The following is an 18,379-nucleotide window of genomic DNA, read 5'->3' on the forward strand; positions in this document are numbered from 1 at the left end:
GTCTAGTCCTTTCTAGGGTCGACGGGTGCGGCCCGGTGGCGGTGACGACGGCCCTTGCCCGCCGCCGGGCTCTTTCGGGTGCGGGCCGCGGCGAACCCGGGCAGGCTGGACCTCGTAGAGCGTCGGCGCGGAGTCCGAAGGGGCTGAACGGCATGACCACGATCCTGGTGACCGGAGCCACCGGAACCCTCGGCCGGCTCGTCGCCCCCCGGCTGCGGGCCGACGGGCACGAGGTGCGCGCGCTGAGCCGGCACAGCCGGCCGTACGCCGTGGACCTGCGCGAGGGCGGGGCCGGTCTGGACGCGGCCGTCACGGGCGCGGACACGATCGTGCACTGCGCGACCACCCCGCGCGGGGGCGACGAACAGGCCGCCGCGAACCTGATCGCCGCGGCGCAGCGGGCCGGGGTGGGGCATCTGCTCTACATCTCGATCATCGGCGTGGACCGGGTGCCGCTCCCCTACTACCGGACGAAGCTCGCGGTGGAGCAGCTGGTGGCGGAGTCGGGGCTGGGCTGGACCGTGCTGCGCACGACCCAGTTCCACGACCTGCTCGTCCAGCTCTTCCAGATCCTGGCCAAGGTGCCGGTGATGGTCCTGCCGGCCGGGGTCGGTGACCAGCCGGTGGAGGTCGCGGAGGTCGCCGACCGGCTCGCGGAGCTGGCGGCGGGCGCACCGGCCGGCCGGGTCGACGACATGGCCGGGCCCGAGGTCCGCACGTTCGAGTCGCTGGCCCGCGCGTTCCTGAAGGCGAGCGGCAGACGGTGCGCGGTGGCGAACGTACCCCTGTGGGGCACGGCCTACCGGGCCTTTCGCGAGGGCGGCCACCTGGCGCCGGAGCGGGCGGTGGGCAAGGGCACGTTCGAGGACTACCTGGCGACCCGCATCCGGCGCTGAGCGCTCCGCTGACCGTGTCGATATGCGGCTCCGCCGCGGGGCCGCGATGTGCCGTCGTTCCGGTGCGGCGCCATCGTGGCTGGTCGCGCAGTTCCCCGCGCCCCTTCAGGGCGCTGCCCAGCCGCAGCCGACTTCGCCCGACCGGCTCAGGACAGGTCCTGGGGAAGCCGCTCGGGCGCCGACCCGAACAACTCCTCCTGGGCGGACTCGCGGGCGGTGAGCAGCGCGCCGCGCAGCACCGCGCCGCCGCCCAGGGCGCTGGGGCGCACCTCCGTGGGCAGCGGCGCCATCTGGCGGAGCCGCCGCGCCACCCGGCCCGCGAGCACCTCGCCGCCGGCCTGCCCGACCTCCCCGCCGAGGACCACACAGCCCGGGTCGAGGACGGCGACGACGGAGGCGGCCCCGAGGGCGAGTCGGTCGGCGAGAGCGTCGAGGAAGCGGGCGGCGGGGGCAGTGTGGTTCGCAGGCTCCGCTTCCTGGGCCAGCGCCTGCCGGACCAGCGCCGCCGCCACCGGCTCGTCGGCGTGCGCGTCCGCCGTCAGGCCGTGCTCCGCCGCCAGTGCGGCGATCGCCGCCGAGCCGGCCAGGGAGTGGAAGCCGCCCTCGCAGTCCGTCGCCGAGGGCAGGCCGCTCGTGCCGGGGACCGGCAGGAAGCCGATCTCGCCGGTGCCGCCGGAGGCCCCGCGGCGCAGGGAGCCGTCCAGGACGACCGCCGCGCCGGTGCCGTGTCCCAGCCACAGCAGGACGAAGGTGTCGCGGTCCCGGGCGGCGCCCTCGCGCTGTTCGGCCAGGGCGGCGAGGTTGGTCTCGTTCTCGACGTTCACGCGCGCGTGGGGCAGTCGCTCCTGGAGGGCGGCCACCAGGCGGCGGTGCCACTCGGGCAGCCCGCTGGAGTCGCGCAGTTCGCCGCTCGCGGGGTCGATCAGGCCGGGCGCGCCGATGCCGAGCGTGTGCAGCCGGTCGGCGCCTGCCTCCTTCACCGCCCGCTCGACGAGCGTGACCGCCTGCTCCACGGCCGTCCCGGTGCCCGTGTCGCCGCCGATCGGCACGGACGCCTCGGCGAGCACCCGGCCGACGAGGTCGCTGACGAGCACCGCGACGCCCTCGGTGCGCACGTCCAGCGCGGCGAGGTGGGCGCGGTCCGCGACGATGCCGTAGAGCTTCGCGTTCGGTCCGCGGCGCTGCTCGCCCGTCTCCCCCGCGACCTCGATCAGGCCGGTGGCGGCGAGGCGTTCGACGAGGTCGGCGACGGTGGGCCGGGACAGGCCGGTGAGCTGCTTCAACTGCCCTGCCGTCAACGGGCCTTCCCGCTGCAGCAGCCGTAGGGCGAGCCGGTCGTTGATGGCCCGGGCGGTGCTCGGGGATGCGGGCATGCGCGGAATCCTCCCACGGCCGGCCGGTCGGGGCTCCGGACGGCCTCTATTTATCAGGCAGGGTTCCTGATAGTTTACGACGGCACCGCGGCCGGGCGGTACCGAGCAGGGAGTCAGGAGGGCCAGCAGAATGAGTGGAGTGGTCTGCGCACCGTCGGAGGCACGGCACGCCCGGTACGCCGTGGCGGCCGTGTTCACCGTGCACGGCGCGGTCACCGGTTCGTTCGCCACCCGGGTGCCGTGGATCCAGGACCACGCCGGCGTCTCCACCGGCCAATTGGGGTTCGCCCTGGCCTTCACGGCGTTCGGGGCGGCCTGCGCGATGCCGCTGGCGGGCTCGTTCACCCACCGCTTCGGCAGCCGGGCGACCCTGCGCGCACTGCTCGCGATGTGGACGCTGTCGCTGACCCTGCCCGCCCTCGCGCCGAACCTGCTCACCCTGTGCCTGGCCATGTTCACGTACGGGGCCAGCTCGGGCATGGCCGACGTCGCGATGAACGCCCTCGGCGTCGAGGTGGAGCGGCTGCTCGACCGGTCGATCATGTCGGGGCTGCACGGCATGTGGAGCGCGGGCGCCCTGATCGGCTCGGCCGGCGGGACGCTCGCCGCGCACCTGGGCTCGGACGCGCGGCTGCACCATGTGCTGGCGGCGGCCGTGCTCACCGCCCTCGGTCTGCTGGCCTGTCGCTGGGTGCTGGATCTGCGTCCCGCCGACGACGAGGAGCCGCCGCCGCGGTTCACGCTGCCGCCCCGCTCGGCGCTGCTGATCGGCGCGGTCGGGTTCTGCGCGGTGTTCGCGGAGGGCGCGAGTCTGGACTGGTCGGCCGTGTATCTGCGCGACGAGATCGGGTCGTCCGCCGGGCTCGCGGCGGCCTGTACGACCGGCTTCATGTTCACGATGGCGGTGGCCCGGATCGCGGGCGACGCGGCGGTGAACCGGTTCGGCGCGGTGCGCACCGTCCGGGCGGGCGGTGTCCTCGCCGTGCTGGGCGGGCTGCTGATCGTCGTCGCGGACGACCCGGCGGTGGCGATCGGCGGGTTCGGGCTGATGGGGCTCGGCATCGCGGTCGTCGTACCGCTCTGCTTCGCCGCGGCGGGGCGCAGCGGGCCGAATCCCAGCCAGGCCATCGCGGGCGTCGCGACGATCACGTACACCTCCGGTCTGATCGCCCCCAGCCTGATCGGCGGGGTGGCGCAGGCGACCAGCCTGGTGGTGTCGTTCGGCGTGGTGACGGTGCTGTCGTGCGGGCTGGTGGCGTTCGCGGGTGTGCTGCGGGGCGCCGAGCGGACTGCCGGTACGAAGGTCGCTCCGCAGGCCGAGACGGTAGCGCGCGGCTGAGCGGTCGTTCCGTCTCCGGTTGCACGTGAGAATGATCCGGACATCCGCATCCTCACGAAAGCGACCTCGCACCATCGCGACCCGGGTCTATTCGACGGCCGCCTACTGGGCCGCCGCCGGGTTCGCGCTCCTGTTCGGCCTGTGCCCGAAGTTCGGCGCGGTCGTCGCCGCGATCCCCGGGGGCGTCCTCGGCGGCATCACCGTCATCCTGTACGGCATGATCGGTCTGCTCGGCGCCCAGATCTGGCTCAACGCCGGGGTCGACCTGCGCAACCCGTTGAATCTGGTGCCGGCCGCGGCGGGCGTCGTCATCACCGGCTACCACGCGCTGCGCGCCTTCGCGCCCGCCCATCTCAGGTCGCAACGGCCGCTGTTGGACGAGGGCACGAGCAGCTACGACGAGGCCAGCTCGTAGGCGTACGACGGGCTGAACTCGCCCGCAGCCCCCTTGCAGCCGTCCGACTCCCCCGGCAGCTTCACCCACAGGTAGGCGTCGATCCGGTCCTCCCCGGTGGCGAACGTGGGGGCGCGGCCGATCTTCCGGCCGTCGGGGTCGCACCACTCGCCGTCGGCGGGCGCGCCGTTGCCGTTGCGGCTGGTGTCGATGACCGCGCCCAGGCCGGGCGGGCCGCCGAGGGCGTCCAGGACCCGCCGGTCGTAGGCGGCCTCGTCGGCGGTGTCGTGGAAGTTTGAGACGTTGCTGAAGATCCCGTCGGAGGACGCCGCCGAGGCCGCGCCGGCCTGTTTCAGCAGCGCGGCCTGCTCGGCCGGGGCGTTCCAGCCGGAGTGGCCCGCGTCGTAGTAGACGCGCGCCTTCGGGTTCGCCGTCTTGAGCACGCGCCCGGCGCGGGCCAGGGCGGCGAAGCGGTCGGCCCGTCCGCCCTCGTCGAGACAGCCGGCCTGGGCGATCGAGTCCGGTTCCAGGACGACCACGACCTCGCCGGAGCCGAGCCCGGCGGCGAACCGGTCGATCCAGTCGGCGTAGGAGTCGACGTCGGGCGCCCCGCCCTCGGAGGCGCCGCCGCAGTCGCGCTCCGGGATCGCGTACGCCACCAGGACGGGCACCCGGCCCTGGGCGGCGGCGCCCGCGGTGACCGCGCGGACCCGTGCGGTGACCGTGTCGGGGACGTAGTCGGCGATCCACACGGCCGCCGGCCGGCTCGCGATCCGCGACTCGATGACGTCGGCGCGCGGATCGGCCGGGTGGGCGCGCACCCAGTCGAGGATCTGGGACTCGGAGTGGCGGTAGAGGCTCACGGGCGCGGCGGCCGCCCGGGGTCGGCTCGTGGTGCGGGCGGCCGAGGGCGTCGGCTTCGCCGTCGAGGCGGAGACCGAGGGGGACGCGGACGGGGGCGGGGAGGGCGGCGGCGAGGGGGACAGAAGCGTCGCACCCGTCTTCGGGCGGGCCCGCTCGGTGTCGTGTCCGCCGTCGTCGGCGTCGTCGCCGAGCGCGGTCATCGTCCCGGTCGCGGCGCCCAGGGCGACCACGGCCGAGGCGACGGCGACCATGACACTCCGTCGGCCGGCCCGCCGCACACGTAAGCCTTGCACCGTGCTGTTCCCCCTCTCGCGCGGGCGGGCTCGTTCCCCCGTTCCGGGGAAGCGTCGGGCCCGCCGACACGCGGGCCAGCCTAGGGCTGCGAATCTGCCCCCATGCCGCAATCGGAACAGTTCACCGCTCCCGTCGAGACGGGCGTCGACGCGTTCGGCGCCGTCGCCACGAGCGTCGACGACGTGCTCGCCCGGATGCGCGCCCTCGACGCGGCCCTGCCTCCGTTCGACGGGGTCGCGGTCTTCAACCGCGTCTACCTCGCGGTCACCCAGGAGGTCGACCGGCGCATCGACAGAGGCCGGTTCAAGGACCCGCAGGCCGCGATCACGCTGGACGTACGGTTCGCGGAGCGCTACCTGGACGCGGTGGACCCGGCGTCGGCCGACCGGCGCGCACCGGCCTGCTGGCGCCCGCTGCTGCAGTTCCGCCGCCATCCCGGCGTACGTCCGCTGCAGTTCGCGCTCTCGGGCATCAACGCGCACATCGGGCACGATCTCGCGCTCGCCGTCGTGGACGCCTGTCGTAGCCTCGGCTGCGAACCGGTCGAGCTGGAGGACGAGTTCGACCGCGTGGGCGATCTCCTCGTCTCGCTGGAGGAGCGCATCCGCGAAGAGCTGATGCCGGGGCCCGATCTGCTGCAGATCGCCGATCCGCTCACCCATCTGCTGGGCTCCTGGAGCCTGGAGCGGGCCCGGGACGCCACCTGGACGGCGGCCCGCGCGCTGTGGGCGCTGCGCCGACTGCCGGACGTCGCCGAGGAGTTCACCGACCGGCTCGACACGGCCGTCGGGTTCGCCGGCCGCATGATGCTCACGCCGCTGTGAGGCCCGTCGGTCAGTCCTCCGGGAGTTCGACCGGCGCGATCTCGTCGTACACGTCGCCCGGGCCCGGGTTGGTCGCGTCGGTCGTCCCGCCGAAGTGGTGCATGACGCCCCAGACCGCGTTCAGCGCGGTCTGCACGGCGCCCTCGGCCCAGCCCGCCGTCCAGGAGATGTCGTCGCCTGCGAGGAAGACGCCCCGCTTGTCCGCGGGCAGCCGGTCCTGCATGAAGTGGGTGAACAGGCGCCGCTGGTAGCGGTAGTGGCCGGGCAGGTTCGCCTTGAACGCGCCCATGAAGTAGGGCTCGTTCTCCCAGGAGACGGTCACCGGGTTGCCGATGACGTGCTTCCTGATGTCGACCTTCGGATAGATCTCGCCGAGCGACTTCAGCATGACCTCCATCCGCTCGTTCGCCGACAACGGCAGCCACTTCAGGCTGTCGTCGCACCAGGTGTAGGAGAGGCAGATGACGGCGGGCTTGTCCGGGCCGTCGTCGAGGAGGTAAGTGCCGCGCGTCATCCGGTCGGTGAGCGTCATCGACATGACGTCGCGGCCCGTCGGGTTCCCCCTGTCGTCGACGGCCTTGTCCAGCCAGAACGGCCGGTCGACGGGCACGAAGAGCTTGCTGGACTCCATGTAGTGGGTGCGCTCGATCGCCGTCCAGTGGTCGATCGGGAAGAGCGAGTCGTCGCAGTCGATCTTCGACAGCAGCATCCAGGACTGGGCGGTGAAGACGGCCGCACGGTAGGTGCGGATGTCGCCGTTCGCGTCCGTCACGGTGATCCGGTCGCCCGCGGTGCGGTGCAGCCGGGTCACGGCCGGGCGGGGCTGCCGGTCCTCGTGCAGGCTCGCGAGCGAGGTCCCCTGGGCCCAGTGGACGATCTTCTCCGGCTCGCGCTCCCACAGCCGGAGCGGAAGCTGCTGGCTGCCGCCGACGATGCCGCGGTGGTGGTCGTCGGCCTCGGTGTAGACGACGCGGAGGATCTCCAGGATGGAGTTCGGGAAGTCCGTGTCCCAGCCGCCGGTGCCGAAGCCGACCTGGCCGAAGATCTCGCGGTGCCGGAAGGACTTGAAGGCCTCCGAGTCGCAGAGGAAGCCGTAGAAGGTCTGGTTGTCGAGCCTCTCGACGAGCTTCGACCAGATCTCGCGGATGCGCGGGACGTCGCGTCGGCGCAGGGCGCGGTTCATGTCGGAGAAGTCGGCGCCGTCCTCGAGGCACCTGCTCCAGGCCTCGGCGACGTCACGGTAGACCTGCGGGAGGTCCTCGGCCGTCTCGGCGTAGTGCGACTCGCCCTTGAGGTCGACGACCGTCGAGGGGGTCGCCTCCGCGAGGGGGTTGGGGAACGGCTCGGTCCGCAGATCCACCAGGTCGATGTAGTGCTGGAGTGCCGTCGAGGAGGGCGGGAAGCGCATCGCGCCCATCTCGGCGGTCAACGACGGGTCGCAGCCCTCGAAGCCCACCGTCCGCAGCCGGCCGCCGATCCGGTCGGCCTCGTACACGACCGGCTTCAGGCCCATCTTCATCAGCTCGTACGCGGCCACGATGCCGGACAGCCCGCCGCCGATGACGGCCACCTCGGCGCCGTGCTCGGTCGCGGGGATCTGGCCGAGGCCCGCCGGGTGCGCGAGGAAGTCGTCGTACGCGTACGGGAAGTCCGGACCGAACATGGTGATGGGCGGCTGCTGCGCGTCTGCGTGCTCGACGGCGTTGGGCACGGTGGACGTCATGGGGTGGGGACTCCTTGCGAAAGCTGCGAGGGAAGACGGGAGAAGACACGGGGCAGACGAGGGAGGTCAGACGAGGGACGCGTAGAGGCCGGGGCGGCGATCCGTCAGATACGGGTTCGCCTGGCGGGAGGCGGCCAGGGCGACCGGGTCGGCATCGGCGAACACCAGTTCCTCGCCCCGCCCCGCACGGGCCCGGGCGACCCCGTCGGGACCGGCCAGCGTGGAGAGCCCGACGAACTCGAACTCCCCTTCCCGGCCGACCCGGTTGACGTACGCGACGTACATCTGGTTCTCGAAGGCGCGCACCGGGATCATCGACTCGGCGACGAACTGGAACGGGTGCATCTGTGCCGTCGGCACGACCAGCAGGTCCGTGCCGGCGAGGGCGTGGGCGCGGACGTTCTCCGGGAACTCGACGTCGTAGCAGATCATGAGGCCGACGGTGAGACCGTTCAGCTCGGCCTGGACGACCGGCTGCTCCCCCGGCGTGAAGTGGTCGCGCTCGAAGCAGCCGAAGAGGTGGGTCTTGCGGTAGTTCGCGAGGCGGACGCCGTCGGCGGAGATCAGCTGGGCGGCGTTGAAGACGGTCTCGCCGGAGCGCTCCGGGTAGCCGTACGCGATCGCGAGCCCGTGCCGTCCGGCGATCTCCGCGACCGTGTCCGCCGAGTCCCCGTCGGCGGGCTCGGCGAGGCGGGGCACGTCGTCGCCGATCGCGTAGCCGGTGAGGAACATCTCCGGCGCGACGAGCAGCCCGGCGCCCGTGGCGGCGGCCCGGCCCGCGGCCTCGTCGAGGACCTCGAGGTTCTCGACGACCGATCCGGGGCGGCCGGAGCTCTGGAGCAGGGCGGTGCGCATGCGTGATCCTCACCGGGCGGAAGCCGATTGGCAGAGTGGTTGCGGGGGCCACCCAACGGTACGGGCGCGCCCGACGGGCCAACAAGCGGCACCCGTTGCGCAGTGGTGAACGATTCGTTGCGCGCGTGGGCCCTATCGCGGCGATTCATTGCGTACTCGCGCCTCGGCCCCTCCCCCGGGCCATCACCGCCGCCGTCACCAGGTACGGCACGGCGCACAGCGCGAAGACCGTGCCGTGCCCGAACGCCGAGCCGAGGCCGCCGTACGCGCCGTACACGGCGATGGTGAGCACCTCGGTGCCCAGGCTCGCGACCGAGGTCAGCGTGGCCCGGCCGGTGCCCTCGATACGGTGCTGGAGCCGGACGTCGGCCAGGACGGTCGCCAGCTGGAAGCCGCCGAAGGCGAGAGCGACCAGGGCGATGCCGGCGGGGGCGCCGGTCAGCGCGCCGAGGGCCAGGGCGAGCGCGGAGCCGGTGAGCACGGCGGCGAATCCGGTGCGGCCCAGCCGCTCGGCGGGCCCGGACAGCAGGCTGCCGGCCGTGACGCCGGCCCAGATCAGCATCAGCCAGTAGGGGACGGCCGGCTCGGGCACCCCCGTGTCCCGGACCAGCAGGGGCGTGTACTCGTCGAGGGCGCCCCACACCGCCGTCACGGCCGGGACGAGCAGCAGGGCGCCGCGCACCGAGCGGTCCCGGTGGGCGTCGGCGAGTCCGGTCCGCAGGGTCGCGGCCCAGCCGTCGCCGTCGCCCGGGGGCGGCCGGTGCTCGGGGAAGCGGGTCGCGAGCGCGGCGCACAGGACGCAGGCCAGCACGCTGGCCGCGCCGACGGCCCGGTAGCCGCCGGCCGCGAAGACCGGCCCGGCCAGCCCCATCGCCGCCATCGCGGCCGACTGGCCCACCGCGTGGGCGCGGCCCATGACGCGGGCGTACCGGTCGGCGGCGCCGAGCAGCTCCAGTTCCTCGTAGACGAGGGCCTCCAGCGCACCGGAGCCGAGCGCTCCGCGGATGCCCCACAGCACGAATCCGGCCGCGAACGCCCCGTACGACGGGAAGAGCACCCACAGCGCGAAGCCGGCCCCGCCCAGGAGCGGGCCCAGCCACAGCAGCAGCCGCCGGGAGACCGCGTCGGCCCAGGCGCCGGAGGGGATCTCGAAGAGGACGCCGGTCAGCGACCACAGCACGAAGAGGGAGGAGATCTGCCCCACCGACAGCCCGGTGTCCGCGAACAGCAGCGCGTACACCGGGTAGAGCAGCACGAACTCGTCGAGGAACGCGTACGCGTACAGCGTCGCGGTCAGTCGACGGACGTCGGGGCCGGTCGTGGATCAATGTCGCCAGGTCATGCCACCGATGTTAGACAACTCCGGCCGCGCCGCCCAGGGCATATGTGGTGATCACGGCCGCGTGGTCGGACGGCCAGTCGTTGTCCTCGACGTCCGGCCAGGTCCGGGGGACGCCGCTGACGTACGTCCGGGAGTCGAGCACTTTCAGAGCACCCTGCTGCCCGCCCCGGTGGAGCACGAAGTCGATCCGGTCCTGCGGTTCCGGGCGGCCGCTGCCGTCCTCGTGCTCGGTGTGCACCGGGGACCAGGTGTGGCCGGGGTCCCGTACCGGGTCGGGGTGGGCCGCGCGGTAGGAGTCGGTGAAGCCCGCGTCCTCGGCCGCCTTCGTCACCGGCCATTCGACGTCCGGCCGGTCCAGGTGGGAGGGGCTGTTGAAGTCGCCGACGAGGACGACGGGCACGCCGGTGTCCTCGCCGATCCGGTCCAGGACGTCCCGGAGCTGGGCGAGCCGGACCTCCTCGTGGGCGATCAGGTCGACGGCCGGCAGCCCGTCGAAGGCCTCCTCGTAGGGGCCGTACGGCGTGTAGTCGAGGTGCGCCGTCCAGACGTCGACCTCGATGGCGCCGATGCCGTCGGTGCCGCCTGTGCCGCCTGTGCCGCCGACCTCGATGCGGGCGCCGGCCGCCCCGTAGAAGCCCACGTCGGGGTCGCCGAGGGCGGCCGTGATCGGGTGGCGGCTGATGATCCCGAGGTTCTCCCCGGCCCGGTGGCAGTGCCAGCCGAGGGCCGCGGCGAGCTCCTCCGCGGCGGTGCCGTGGGTCTCCTGGAGGCCGATCACGTCCACGTCGGTCTCCGCGATGGCCTTGAGCTGCTTGGCCCGGTGGTCGCGGACCTTCGTGCCGCCGTACCAGAGGTTCCAGGTCATGACGCGGAGCCGGTGCGGCAGCAGGGCGCGCAGCCGCTCGGGGGTGACGCCCGCCAGACCGGCCAGGACGGTCCGGCCGGGGGCCGCGCCGATGGGCGCGAGGGACGGCACCGCGAGCACCGTGCAGCCGGCCGCCTCGGCGGAGGTCACTCCGGTCTCGGTGTCCTCGACGGCCACACAGGCCGCCGGGTCGACGCCGAGGGCACGGCAGGCGGCGAGGTAGGGGTCGGGGGCGGGCTTGGTGTGCTCGGTGTCGTCGGCGGTGACGGTGACGGCGAAGCGGCTCGCGCCGAGGGCCCGGAGCACGGTGTCGGCGACCGATCGGGGGGAGGCGGTCACCAGGGCCGTCGGCACGCCGTCGCGGGCGAGGGCGTCGAGCAGGTCGAGGGCGCCGGGGCGGGGCTCGATCCCGGCGTGGACGCGGTCGGCGAACTCGCGGTGGAGCGCGTCGGCGAGCGCCGGGGCGGCCCGGCCCGTGGCGGCGGCCAGCCAGCCGGCGGTGTGCTCGACGGGCCGGCCGAGCACCTCCGGCTGGTCCGCCTCGGTCAACGCCCGGCCGGCCACCTGCTGCACCGCCTCCCACCACAGTCGCTCGGTGTCGACGAGCGTGCCGTCCATGTCGAACAGGACGGCCTGGAGCGGGAGTCGGGTCACGGTTGCCTCTTTCGACACGGGAGTTGCGGGATCGTGGGATCAGGAAGTGCGGGCGGCGACGAGCACCGGACGGTCCGGCAGCGAGACGCGCACCGGGGCGCCCGCGGTGAGGGCGGCGGCCTCGTGGGCGGGCAGGTCGGCCTTGACCTCGGTGCCGTCGGCGAGCCGGACGGTGACGCGGACGGCCGCGCCCAGGAAGGACGTGCCGACCACACGCGCGTCGCCGTCCTCCTCGGGCCGCACGCCCATGGCCTCCGGGCGCACCAGCACATCCACCTCGGCGACGGCCGGCGCCCGGCCGTCGACCGGCAGCCGGCGCCCGAGCACCTCGACGGTGTCGCCGTCGAGCCGTCCCGGGATCCGGCTCATCGTGCCGACGAACTCGGCGACGAAGGCGGTGGCGGGCCGGCCGTACAACTCGGCCGGGGCGGCGCACTGTTCGAGCCGTCCGGCGTGCATGACGGCGACCCGGTCCGCCATGGACAGGGCCTCCTCCTGGTCGTGGGTGACGAACAGGGCGGTGATGCCGAGCTCCTGCTGGAGCCGCCGGATCTCCTCGCGGAGCGTGAGCCGCACCTTGGCGTCGAGCGCGGAGAGCGGCTCGTCCAGGAGCAGGACGCGGGGGCGCAGGGCGAGGGCGCGGGCCAGGGCGACGCGCTGCTGCTGGCCGCCGGAGAGCTGGTGCGGGAACTGCCCGCCCTTGTCGGCGAGGCCGACCAGCTCCAGCAACTCGGCGGCCCGCGCCCGGCGTTCGGGGGTGCGGACCTTGCGCATCCGCAGCCCGAAGGCCACGTTGTCGAGCGCGTCGAGATGGGGGAAGAGGCTGTACGACTGGAAGACCATCCCGGCGTCGCGGCGGTGCGCCGGGACCCGGGTGACGTCCTCGCCGTCCACCAACACCTCGCCGGAGTCGGGGTGTTCGAACCCGGCGAGCATCCGCAGCGCGGTGGTCTTGCCGCAGCCGGACGGGCCGAGCAGCGCGAGCAGCTCCCCGGGCCGGACGGCGAGGTCGAGGCCGTCGAGGGCCACGGTCGACCCGAACTGCCGCCGCAGGCCCCGGAATTCGACGGTGGCGGCACCGGTCCTCGTCGCGGTCTTCTCAAGCACGGTCATGGCAGTCATCCCCGGGATGCGGTACGGGCGCGTCCGCCGAAGCCGGCGAGCGCGAGGAGCAGGACCCATGTCACGAGCAGGCTGAGCACGGACACGGCGACGGAGAGCTGGGCCTGCGAGCCGCTGACGTTCACGATCCACACGGCGAACGGCTGGAAGCCCAGCAGCTGGGCGACGGTGAATTCGCCGAGGACCAGGGCCAGCGTGAGGAAGGACGCGTTGAGCAGCGCGCCGCGCAGATTGGGCAGGACGACCCGGAGGAGCGCCTGCGGCCAGCCGGCCCCACAGCTGCGGGCGGCCTCGACGAGGGTGCGCACGTCGACGGAGCGCAGCCCGGCGTCCAGCGCCCGGTACACGAACGGCAGCGCCATCACGACGTAGGCCAGGACGAGGACGACGGGGAAGTCGGGGTTCTGGATCGCGACGAACGTCTGGAACAGCGGGGTGCGGGACAGGTGCTCGGGCCCCCACTTGAGCACGGTGCCGAGGCCGGCGACGAACGCGATCGGCGGCACGACCAGCGGCAGCGAGCACACCACCTCGACGACCGGCCGCAGCCGGGGCGCGCCCAGCCGCAGCGCGACCGTCGCGGGCACCATCAGCAGCAGGACGACGACGATGGTGGCGAGCGCCAGTTCCAGCGAGAGCAGCAGGCTGGAGGCGAACCCGTCGGTGGCGAGGATCTGGCGGTAGGCGTCGAAGGTGATCCCCTGTCCGGGCACGTCGACCGTGAAGACGACCGACGCGGCCAGCGGCACCAGGAAGTACAGCCCGGCGAGGCCGAGGACGCCCCACCGCCACAGGGTCAGGCGAGCCATCGCGCGCTCCTCCGTTGCAGGGGCAGGTACACGGCCATGACCAGGCCCGCCACCAGGACCATGTCGAGGCTGAGGGCGAGCGCCACGTTCTCCTGGCCGACGAGCACGTTGCCGGAGATGGCGTCGGCGATCTGCAGCGTGACCAGCGGGATGGAGCTGCCCACCATGGCGGCGGCGGTGGCGTACGCGGCGAAGGCGCTGCCGAAGAGCAGCACCAGCCCGCCGAGGAGCGAGGGCAGCAGGACGGGGAGGGCGACGTGCCGCCAGTACTGCACGGGAGTCGCGCCGTTGTTCTGCGCGGCCTCGCGCCACTGGACGCGCAGGCCGTCCAGGGCGGGGGTGATGGTGAGGACCATCAGCGGGATCAGGAAGTACAGGTAGACGATGACCAGGCCCCAGAAGCTGTAGAGGTCCCAGCCCTTGTCCTTCAGGCCGAAGTGCCGGGTCAGCACACCGGCGTTGCCGAGCGTGGCGACGAAGGCGAAGGCCAGCGGGACGCCGCCGAAGTTGGCGAGCACCCCGGACGCGGTGAGCACGGCCTCGCGCAGCGTACGGAAGCGGGAGGTCACGACGGCCTGGGCGAGCGGCAGTCCGAGCAGCGCGCCGAGCGCCGCCGACACGGCGGACAGCTTCACGCTGCCGAGCAGGGCGGTCAGATACGCGCCGCGCAGGGAGGCCGTCAGGTTGTCGGCCGTGTACGACGTGGCGCCGGTCGCCGGGTCCTTGACGGTGAACGCGCCGTCCAGCATGGCCAGGGCGGGCAGCCCGAAGGCGAGCGCGGTGAAGGCGAGCAGCGGGACGACGGCCAGCCAGCCGGGGAGCCGCCGCCGCTTCACCTCGGCGGCGGCTCCCCGGTCGACCGGTACGGCGGTGGAGGTCATCCGGAGACGGCCTTCGCCCAGCCCTGCCCGAGGACCGTCTTGGCCTTGCTCTGCTGGGCCTCGGTCGGGAAGGCGGGGGTCCCGGAGACCTCGGGCAGCTTGGCGGCGGCCGTCTTGTCGAGGGTGCCGGCCTTCTCCATGGCGGTCATCAGTGCCGGTCGGGCGTAGCCCTTGAGCCACAGGTTCTGGCCCTCGGCGCTGTAGAGGTACTCCTGCCAGAGCCGGGCGGCCGCCGGGTGCGGGGCGTCCTTGTTGATCGCCTGGGAGTAGAACTGCGAGAACTGGCCGTCGCTGGGGACCGCGACCTTCCAGTCCACGCCCTTGGACTTGAACTCGTCGGCGTACCCGGCGTTGAGGTAGTCCCAGTCGATGCTGATCGGCGTCTCGCCCTTCTCGACGGTGGCCGGGGTCGACTCGACGGGCGTGTAGTTGCCGTTCTTCTTCAGCTTGGCGAAGAAGTCGAGGCCGGGCTGGATGTCGTCGAAGGAGCCGCCGCCGGCGAGGGAGGCCGCGTAGACGCCGCCGAAGGCGGAACCCGACTTGGTGGGGTTGCCGTTGAGGGCGACCTGGCCCTTGTACTGCGGCTTGAGCAGGTCGGCGAAGGTGGTCGGACAGGTCTTGACCCGCTTGGCGTCGCAGCCGATGGAGATGTAGCCGCCGTAGTCGTTGTACCAGCGGGCCTGCGCGTCCTTCTGCCCCTCGGGGAGGTCGGCGTACGCGGCGACCTTGTACGGCGCGAGCAGCCCCTGCTGGGCGGCGCTGATCGCGAACGAGCTGCCCAGGTCGAGGACGTCGGGGGCCCGGTCCTGGCCCTTCCTCGACGTGACGGCGTTGATCTCGTCCTGGCTGGAGCCGTCCGGGTTCTCGACGGTGATCTTGATGCCGTACTTCTTCTCGAAGCCGTCGATGAGGGCGCCGTAGTTGGCCCAGTCGCGGGGCAGTGCGATGGCGTTGAGCTTGCCCTCCTTCTTCGCGGCCTCGACGAGGGCGTCGAGGCCGCCGAAGTCGGCGGCGGAGGCGGCCGTGGCGGCGTTCTTGCCGTCGGCGGTGGTGGAGGTGTTGTCGGGAGCGGCGCCGCACGCACTCAGGGCGAGGGCGGCGATGACGCCGAGGGCGGCGGTTCTCGGCAGGGACACGGTCACGGCTACTCCAGGGGACGCGTGAGAGTGCGGGAGGAGAGGCAACTTGTCTGAACAAGTTGGCCTCAGTACGCCTGCCGCTGGTGTCCCCTCCGTAAACTCTGGCGAAACCCTGAGCCCTGATTTCTCGCACAATCCGAGTCGGCGGCCGCCCCGTACCGGAGTCGTCTAGGCTGGTCACGCTGTGCACAGGGGCTTGATCAGAGGGGAAGCATGGCTGCGCGACATGAGGAGATCGCCGACGAGCTGCGTCGGGCGATCGACCGCGAGGAGTACACCGTGGGCGCGCTGCTGCCCGCCGAGACCGACCTCGCGGCCCACTACGGCGTCTCCCGCGGCACGGTCCGCCAGGCGGTCGCCGCCCTCACCGCCGAAGGCCTCATCGGCTCACGCCAGGGCGCCCGCCGCGTGGTCCTGGCCAGCCGCCGCAGCCAGAGCTTCGCCGAACTGCGCAGCTTCGCCCAGTGGGCGCGCGCGATGGGCCGCGAGGCGACGGGCCTGGTGGTCGCGCAGGAGTACCGCCCGGCGAGCACGGAGGACACGGTACGGCTCCAACTCGCCCCGGGCGCACAGGTGTTGCAGGTGCTGCGGGTACGCGGTCTGGACGGCGAGCCGGTGCTGCTCGAACGGACCGTGTACGCCGACTGGATCGCCCCCGCCGTCGAGCCGATCGAGCCGGACTGCCCGTCCGTCACCCAGCGGCTGCTGGACGACACCGGGCTGGTCTTCGCCTACGGCGAGCATGTGATCGACGCCGTGGCGGCGGGCGCGCAGGACGCCGAACTGCTCGGCATCCGCCGCACCAGCCCGCTGCTGCGGGTCCGCCGGGTCACCACGACGTACGAGGGCCGCCCGGTCGAATGGTCGGACGACCGCTACCGCTCGGACGCGGTGAGCTTCAGCGTGCACAACTCGATCGACAACAACGCCCTGGCCCGCAAGCCTGCGACCTGAGCCCGCGACCCGAAGGGGCGCGGGGAACTGCGCGACCGGCCACGACGGCGCCGCAGCAGAACGACGACACATCCCGGCGCTCTCAGCGGAGCGCTTACGTCGGCGAGAAGCGACGGAGCAGCGGGGAGAGGACCAGCACCGACTTCGTGCGCTCCACGAAGGGTTCCCCGGCGATCCGCTCCAGGACTCTCTCGAAGTGGCGCATGTCGGCGGCGAAGACCTGGGCGACCGCGTCCGCCTCGCCGGTGACGGTGGAGGCGGCCACGACCTCCTGGTAGCGCTCCAGGCCCCGCTGGATGGTCTCCGGGGAGGTGTTGCGCCGACAGTAGATCTCGACGAACCCCTCGGTCTCCCAGCCGAGGGCCGCCGGGTCGACCCGTACGGTGAAGCCGGTGATGGCTCCGGTGGCCCGTAGCCGGTCCACGCGCCGCTTGACGGCGGGCGCGGACAGGCCGACCAGTTGCCCGATGTCCGCGAAGGAGCGGCGGGCGTCCTCGGCGAGGGCGTGGACGATGCGTTCGTCGAGATCGTTCAGCACGGCTTACCAGCTCGAGTGCAGCGGCTTGCCCTCGGCGTAGCCGGCCGCGCTCTGGATGCCCACGACGGCCTTCTCGGCGAACTCCTCCAAGGAGGCCGCGCCGGCGTACGTGCAGGAGGAACGGACGCCCGCGATGATCGAGTCGATCAGGTCCTCGACGCCCGGCCGGGCCGGGTCGAGGAACATGCGGGAGGTGGAGATGCCCTCCTCGAACAGCGCCTTGCGGGCGCGGTCGTAGGCCGACTCCTCCGACGTGCGGTTGCGGACCGCGCGCGCGGACGCCATGCCGAACGACTCCTTGTAGGGGCGGCCGTTCGCGTCGTGCTGAAGGTCGCCCGGCGACTCGTAGGTGCCCGCGAACCAGGAGCCGACCATCACGTTGGACGCGCCCGCGGCCAGCGCCATGGCGACATCGCGGGGGTGGCGGACACCGCCGTCGGCCCAGACGTGCTTGCCGTGCTTCCTCGCCTCGGCCGCGCACTCCAGGACGGCCGAGAACTGCGGCCGGCCCACGCCGGTCATCATGCGGGTGGTGCACATCGCGCCGGGGCCGACGCCGACCTTGATGATGTCGGCGCCCGCGTCGATCAGGTCCTTGACGCCCTCGGCCGAGACGATGTTGCCGGCGACGATCGGCACCTGCGGGTCGAGCGCGCGCACGGTGCGGACCGCGCTGATCATCGACTCCTGGTGGCCGTGCGCCGTGTCGATGACGAGCGTGTCCACGCCCGCGTCGAGCAGCTGCTTGGCCTTGCCCGCGACATCGCCGTTGATGCCGACGGCCGCGGCGATGCGCAGCCTGCCGTCCCGGTCGACGGCCGGCGTGTACAGCGTGGCGCGCAGGGCGCCCTTGCGGGTGAGGATGCCGGCGAGCCTGCCGCCGCTGTCGACGGCGGGGGCGTAGCGCCGGTTGGCCGCGTCGAGCGTGTTGAAGGCCTCGCGCGGGTCGATGTCGGCGTCGAGGAGCAGCAGGTCCCGGGACATGACGACCTCGAGCTGCGTGAAGCGGTCGACCCCGCTCAGGTCCGCGTCGGTGACGACGCCGACCGGACGGGAGTCCTCGTCGACGACGACGCCCGCGTTGTGCGCGCGCTTGGGCAGCAGCGCGAGCGCGTCGGCCACCGTCTGGTGCGGGGCGAGCACGATCGGGGTGTCCAGCACCAGGTGCCGGCTCTTGACCCAGGCGACCACGTCGGCGACCACGTCGATCGGAATGTCCTGCGGGATCACCACGAGCCCGCCGCGCCGGGCCAGGGTCTCGGCCATCCGGCGTCCGGCCACGGCGGTCATGTTCGCGACGACCAGCGGAATCGTGGTGCCCGTGCCGTCCGGGGCGCCCAGGTCCACGCCCTGACGCGACCCGACGGCGCTGCGGCTCGGCACCATGAAGACGTCGTCGTAGGTGAGGTCGTACGCGGGCTGGATGTCGTTGAGGAAACGCACGTGCTGCACATCCCAGTCGTTCAGAGGTGACCCCCGGACAGGTCAGCCAGGGGGAGAAGCACGTACTTGA

The 18,379-nt window shown here is 73.0% G+C and carries 16 protein-coding genes and 1 pseudogene; 5 read left to right on the top strand and 12 right to left on the bottom strand.

What is annotated here, in order from left to right:
- The first annotated feature begins 152 nt into the window (after positions 1-152).
- The gene (locus tag ACWD4O_RS33745; protein WP_451285760.1) at positions 153-896 is read left to right on the top strand and encodes an SDR family oxidoreductase; all 744 of its coding nucleotides are present in this window, start codon (positions 153-155) and stop codon (positions 894-896) included.
- A 146-nt stretch (positions 897-1,042) separates the two neighbouring features.
- Here ACWD4O_RS33745 and ACWD4O_RS33750 read toward each other — a convergent pair whose 3' ends face one another.
- Complete coding sequence (locus ACWD4O_RS33750; protein ID WP_451285762.1) at positions 1,043-2,269, bottom strand: ROK family transcriptional regulator; 1,227 nt, start codon at positions 2,267-2,269, stop codon at positions 1,043-1,045.
- A gap of 130 nt (positions 2,270-2,399) precedes the next feature.
- Here ACWD4O_RS33750 and ACWD4O_RS33755 point away from each other — a divergent pair, with 130 nt between their 5' ends.
- Together ACWD4O_RS33755 and ACWD4O_RS33760 are read left to right on the top strand one after the other, a co-directional pair.
- On the top strand, positions 2,400-3,608 hold the full coding sequence (locus ACWD4O_RS33755) for an MFS transporter (protein ID WP_451285763.1): 1,209 nt from the start codon (positions 2,400-2,402) through the stop codon (positions 3,606-3,608).
- A gap of 76 nt (positions 3,609-3,684) precedes the next feature.
- Positions 3,685-4,023, top strand: a pseudogene (locus ACWD4O_RS33760) (solute carrier family 23 protein); the annotation flags it as partial.
- On the opposite strand, the gene ACWD4O_RS33765 reads toward ACWD4O_RS33760, so the two are convergent.
- Complete coding sequence (locus ACWD4O_RS33765) at positions 4,002-5,117, bottom strand: glycoside hydrolase family 6 protein (RefSeq protein ID WP_451285764.1); 1,116 nt, start codon at positions 5,115-5,117, stop codon at positions 4,002-4,004. The pseudogene ACWD4O_RS33760 and the gene ACWD4O_RS33765 overlap by 22 nt on opposite strands.
- Before the next feature lie 144 nt (positions 5,118-5,261).
- Between ACWD4O_RS33765 and ACWD4O_RS33770 the strand changes: the two genes are divergently transcribed.
- Positions 5,262-5,984, top strand: coding sequence for a DUF5995 family protein (locus tag ACWD4O_RS33770; RefSeq protein WP_451285766.1), 723 nt, complete (start codon positions 5,262-5,264; stop codon positions 5,982-5,984).
- Between the two features lie 10 nt (positions 5,985-5,994).
- On the opposite strand, the gene ACWD4O_RS33775 is transcribed toward ACWD4O_RS33770, so the two are convergent.
- From ACWD4O_RS33775 to ACWD4O_RS33810, 8 genes are all read right to left on the bottom strand, one after another.
- On the bottom strand, positions 5,995-7,707 hold the full coding sequence (locus ACWD4O_RS33775) for a flavin monoamine oxidase family protein (RefSeq protein WP_451285768.1): 1,713 nt from the start codon (positions 7,705-7,707) through the stop codon (positions 5,995-5,997).
- Between the two features lie 66 nt (positions 7,708-7,773).
- A complete protein-coding gene (locus tag ACWD4O_RS33780) occupies positions 7,774-8,562 on the bottom strand; it encodes a carbon-nitrogen hydrolase family protein (protein ID WP_451285769.1) in 789 nt (262 codons plus the stop codon).
- Between the two features lie 145 nt (positions 8,563-8,707).
- Positions 8,708-9,859 carry an MFS transporter gene (locus ACWD4O_RS33785; protein ID WP_451285874.1) on the bottom strand — a complete coding sequence of 384 codons (1,152 nt, stop codon included), beginning with the start codon at positions 9,857-9,859 and terminating at the stop codon, positions 8,708-8,710.
- 55 nt (positions 9,860-9,914) lie between these two features.
- Positions 9,915-11,423 (bottom strand): HAD-IA family hydrolase, encoded by a 1,509-nt coding sequence (locus ACWD4O_RS33790; protein WP_451285771.1) that lies wholly within the window; start codon positions 11,421-11,423, stop codon positions 9,915-9,917.
- Positions 11,424-11,462: 39 nt separating this feature from the next.
- On the bottom strand, positions 11,463-12,536 hold the full coding sequence (locus ACWD4O_RS33795; RefSeq protein WP_451285773.1) for an ABC transporter ATP-binding protein: 1,074 nt from the start codon (positions 12,534-12,536) through the stop codon (positions 11,463-11,465).
- A gap of 5 nt (positions 12,537-12,541) precedes the next feature.
- Entirely contained in the window at positions 12,542-13,354 is an 813-nt protein-coding gene (locus tag ACWD4O_RS33800; protein ID WP_451285774.1) for an ABC transporter permease, read from the bottom strand.
- Entirely contained in the window at positions 13,342-14,235 is an 894-nt protein-coding gene (locus tag ACWD4O_RS33805; RefSeq protein WP_451285776.1) for an ABC transporter permease, read from the bottom strand. Before ACWD4O_RS33805 ends, ACWD4O_RS33800 begins: the two co-directional genes overlap by 13 nt.
- Entirely contained in the window at positions 14,232-15,377 is a 1,146-nt protein-coding gene (locus tag ACWD4O_RS33810; RefSeq protein ID WP_451285778.1) for an ABC transporter substrate-binding protein, read from the bottom strand. Before ACWD4O_RS33810 ends, ACWD4O_RS33805 begins: the two co-directional genes overlap by 4 nt.
- Before the next feature lie 210 nt (positions 15,378-15,587).
- On the opposite strand from ACWD4O_RS33810, the gene ACWD4O_RS33815 reads away from it, so the two are divergent.
- Entirely contained in the window at positions 15,588-16,328 is a 741-nt protein-coding gene (locus tag ACWD4O_RS33815) for a GntR family transcriptional regulator (protein ID WP_358807473.1), read from the top strand.
- Positions 16,329-16,422: 94 nt separating this feature from the next.
- Here the strand turns inward: ACWD4O_RS33815 and ACWD4O_RS33820 are convergent, their stop codons facing one another.
- Positions 16,423-16,866, bottom strand: a complete 444-nt coding sequence (locus tag ACWD4O_RS33820; RefSeq protein ID WP_351920614.1) for an Lrp/AsnC family transcriptional regulator — start codon at positions 16,864-16,866, stop codon at positions 16,423-16,425.
- Between the two features lie 3 nt (positions 16,867-16,869).
- Positions 16,870-18,309, bottom strand: coding sequence for a GuaB1 family IMP dehydrogenase-related protein (locus ACWD4O_RS33825; protein WP_451285876.1), 1,440 nt, complete (start codon positions 18,307-18,309; stop codon positions 16,870-16,872).
- Positions 18,310-18,379 lie beyond the last annotated feature (70 nt).

It is taken from the genome of Streptomyces sp. NPDC002623 (genome assembly GCF_053592635.1).

Bases quoted from the DNA above. Each gene is read 5' to 3' on its own strand.
- ACWD4O_RS33745 (WP_451285760.1), top strand. From the start codon at position 153: ATGACCACGATCCTGGTGACCGGAGCCACCGGAACCCTCGGCCGGCTC.
- ACWD4O_RS33750 (WP_451285762.1), bottom strand. From the start codon at position 2,269: ATGCCCGCATCCCCGAGCACCGCCCGGGCCATCAACGACCGGCTCGCC.
- ACWD4O_RS33755 (WP_451285763.1), top strand. From the start codon at position 2,400: ATGAGTGGAGTGGTCTGCGCACCGTCGGAGGCACGGCACGCCCGGTAC.
- ACWD4O_RS33765 (WP_451285764.1), bottom strand. From the start codon at position 5,117: ATGGTCGCCGTCGCCTCGGCCGTGGTCGCCCTGGGCGCCGCGACCGGG.
- ACWD4O_RS33770 (WP_451285766.1), top strand. From the start codon at position 5,262: ATGCCGCAATCGGAACAGTTCACCGCTCCCGTCGAGACGGGCGTCGAC.
- ACWD4O_RS33775 (WP_451285768.1), bottom strand. From the start codon at position 7,707: ATGACGTCCACCGTGCCCAACGCCGTCGAGCACGCAGACGCGCAGCAG.
- ACWD4O_RS33780 (WP_451285769.1), bottom strand. From the start codon at position 8,562: ATGCGCACCGCCCTGCTCCAGAGCTCCGGCCGCCCCGGATCGGTCGTC.
- ACWD4O_RS33795 (WP_451285773.1), bottom strand. From the start codon at position 12,536: ATGACCGTGCTTGAGAAGACCGCGACGAGGACCGGTGCCGCCACCGTC.
- ACWD4O_RS33800 (WP_451285774.1), bottom strand. From the start codon at position 13,354: ATGGCTCGCCTGACCCTGTGGCGGTGGGGCGTCCTCGGCCTCGCCGGG.
- ACWD4O_RS33805 (WP_451285776.1), bottom strand. From the start codon at position 14,235: ATGACCTCCACCGCCGTACCGGTCGACCGGGGAGCCGCCGCCGAGGTG.
- ACWD4O_RS33815 (WP_358807473.1), top strand. From the start codon at position 15,588: ATGGCTGCGCGACATGAGGAGATCGCCGACGAGCTGCGTCGGGCGATC.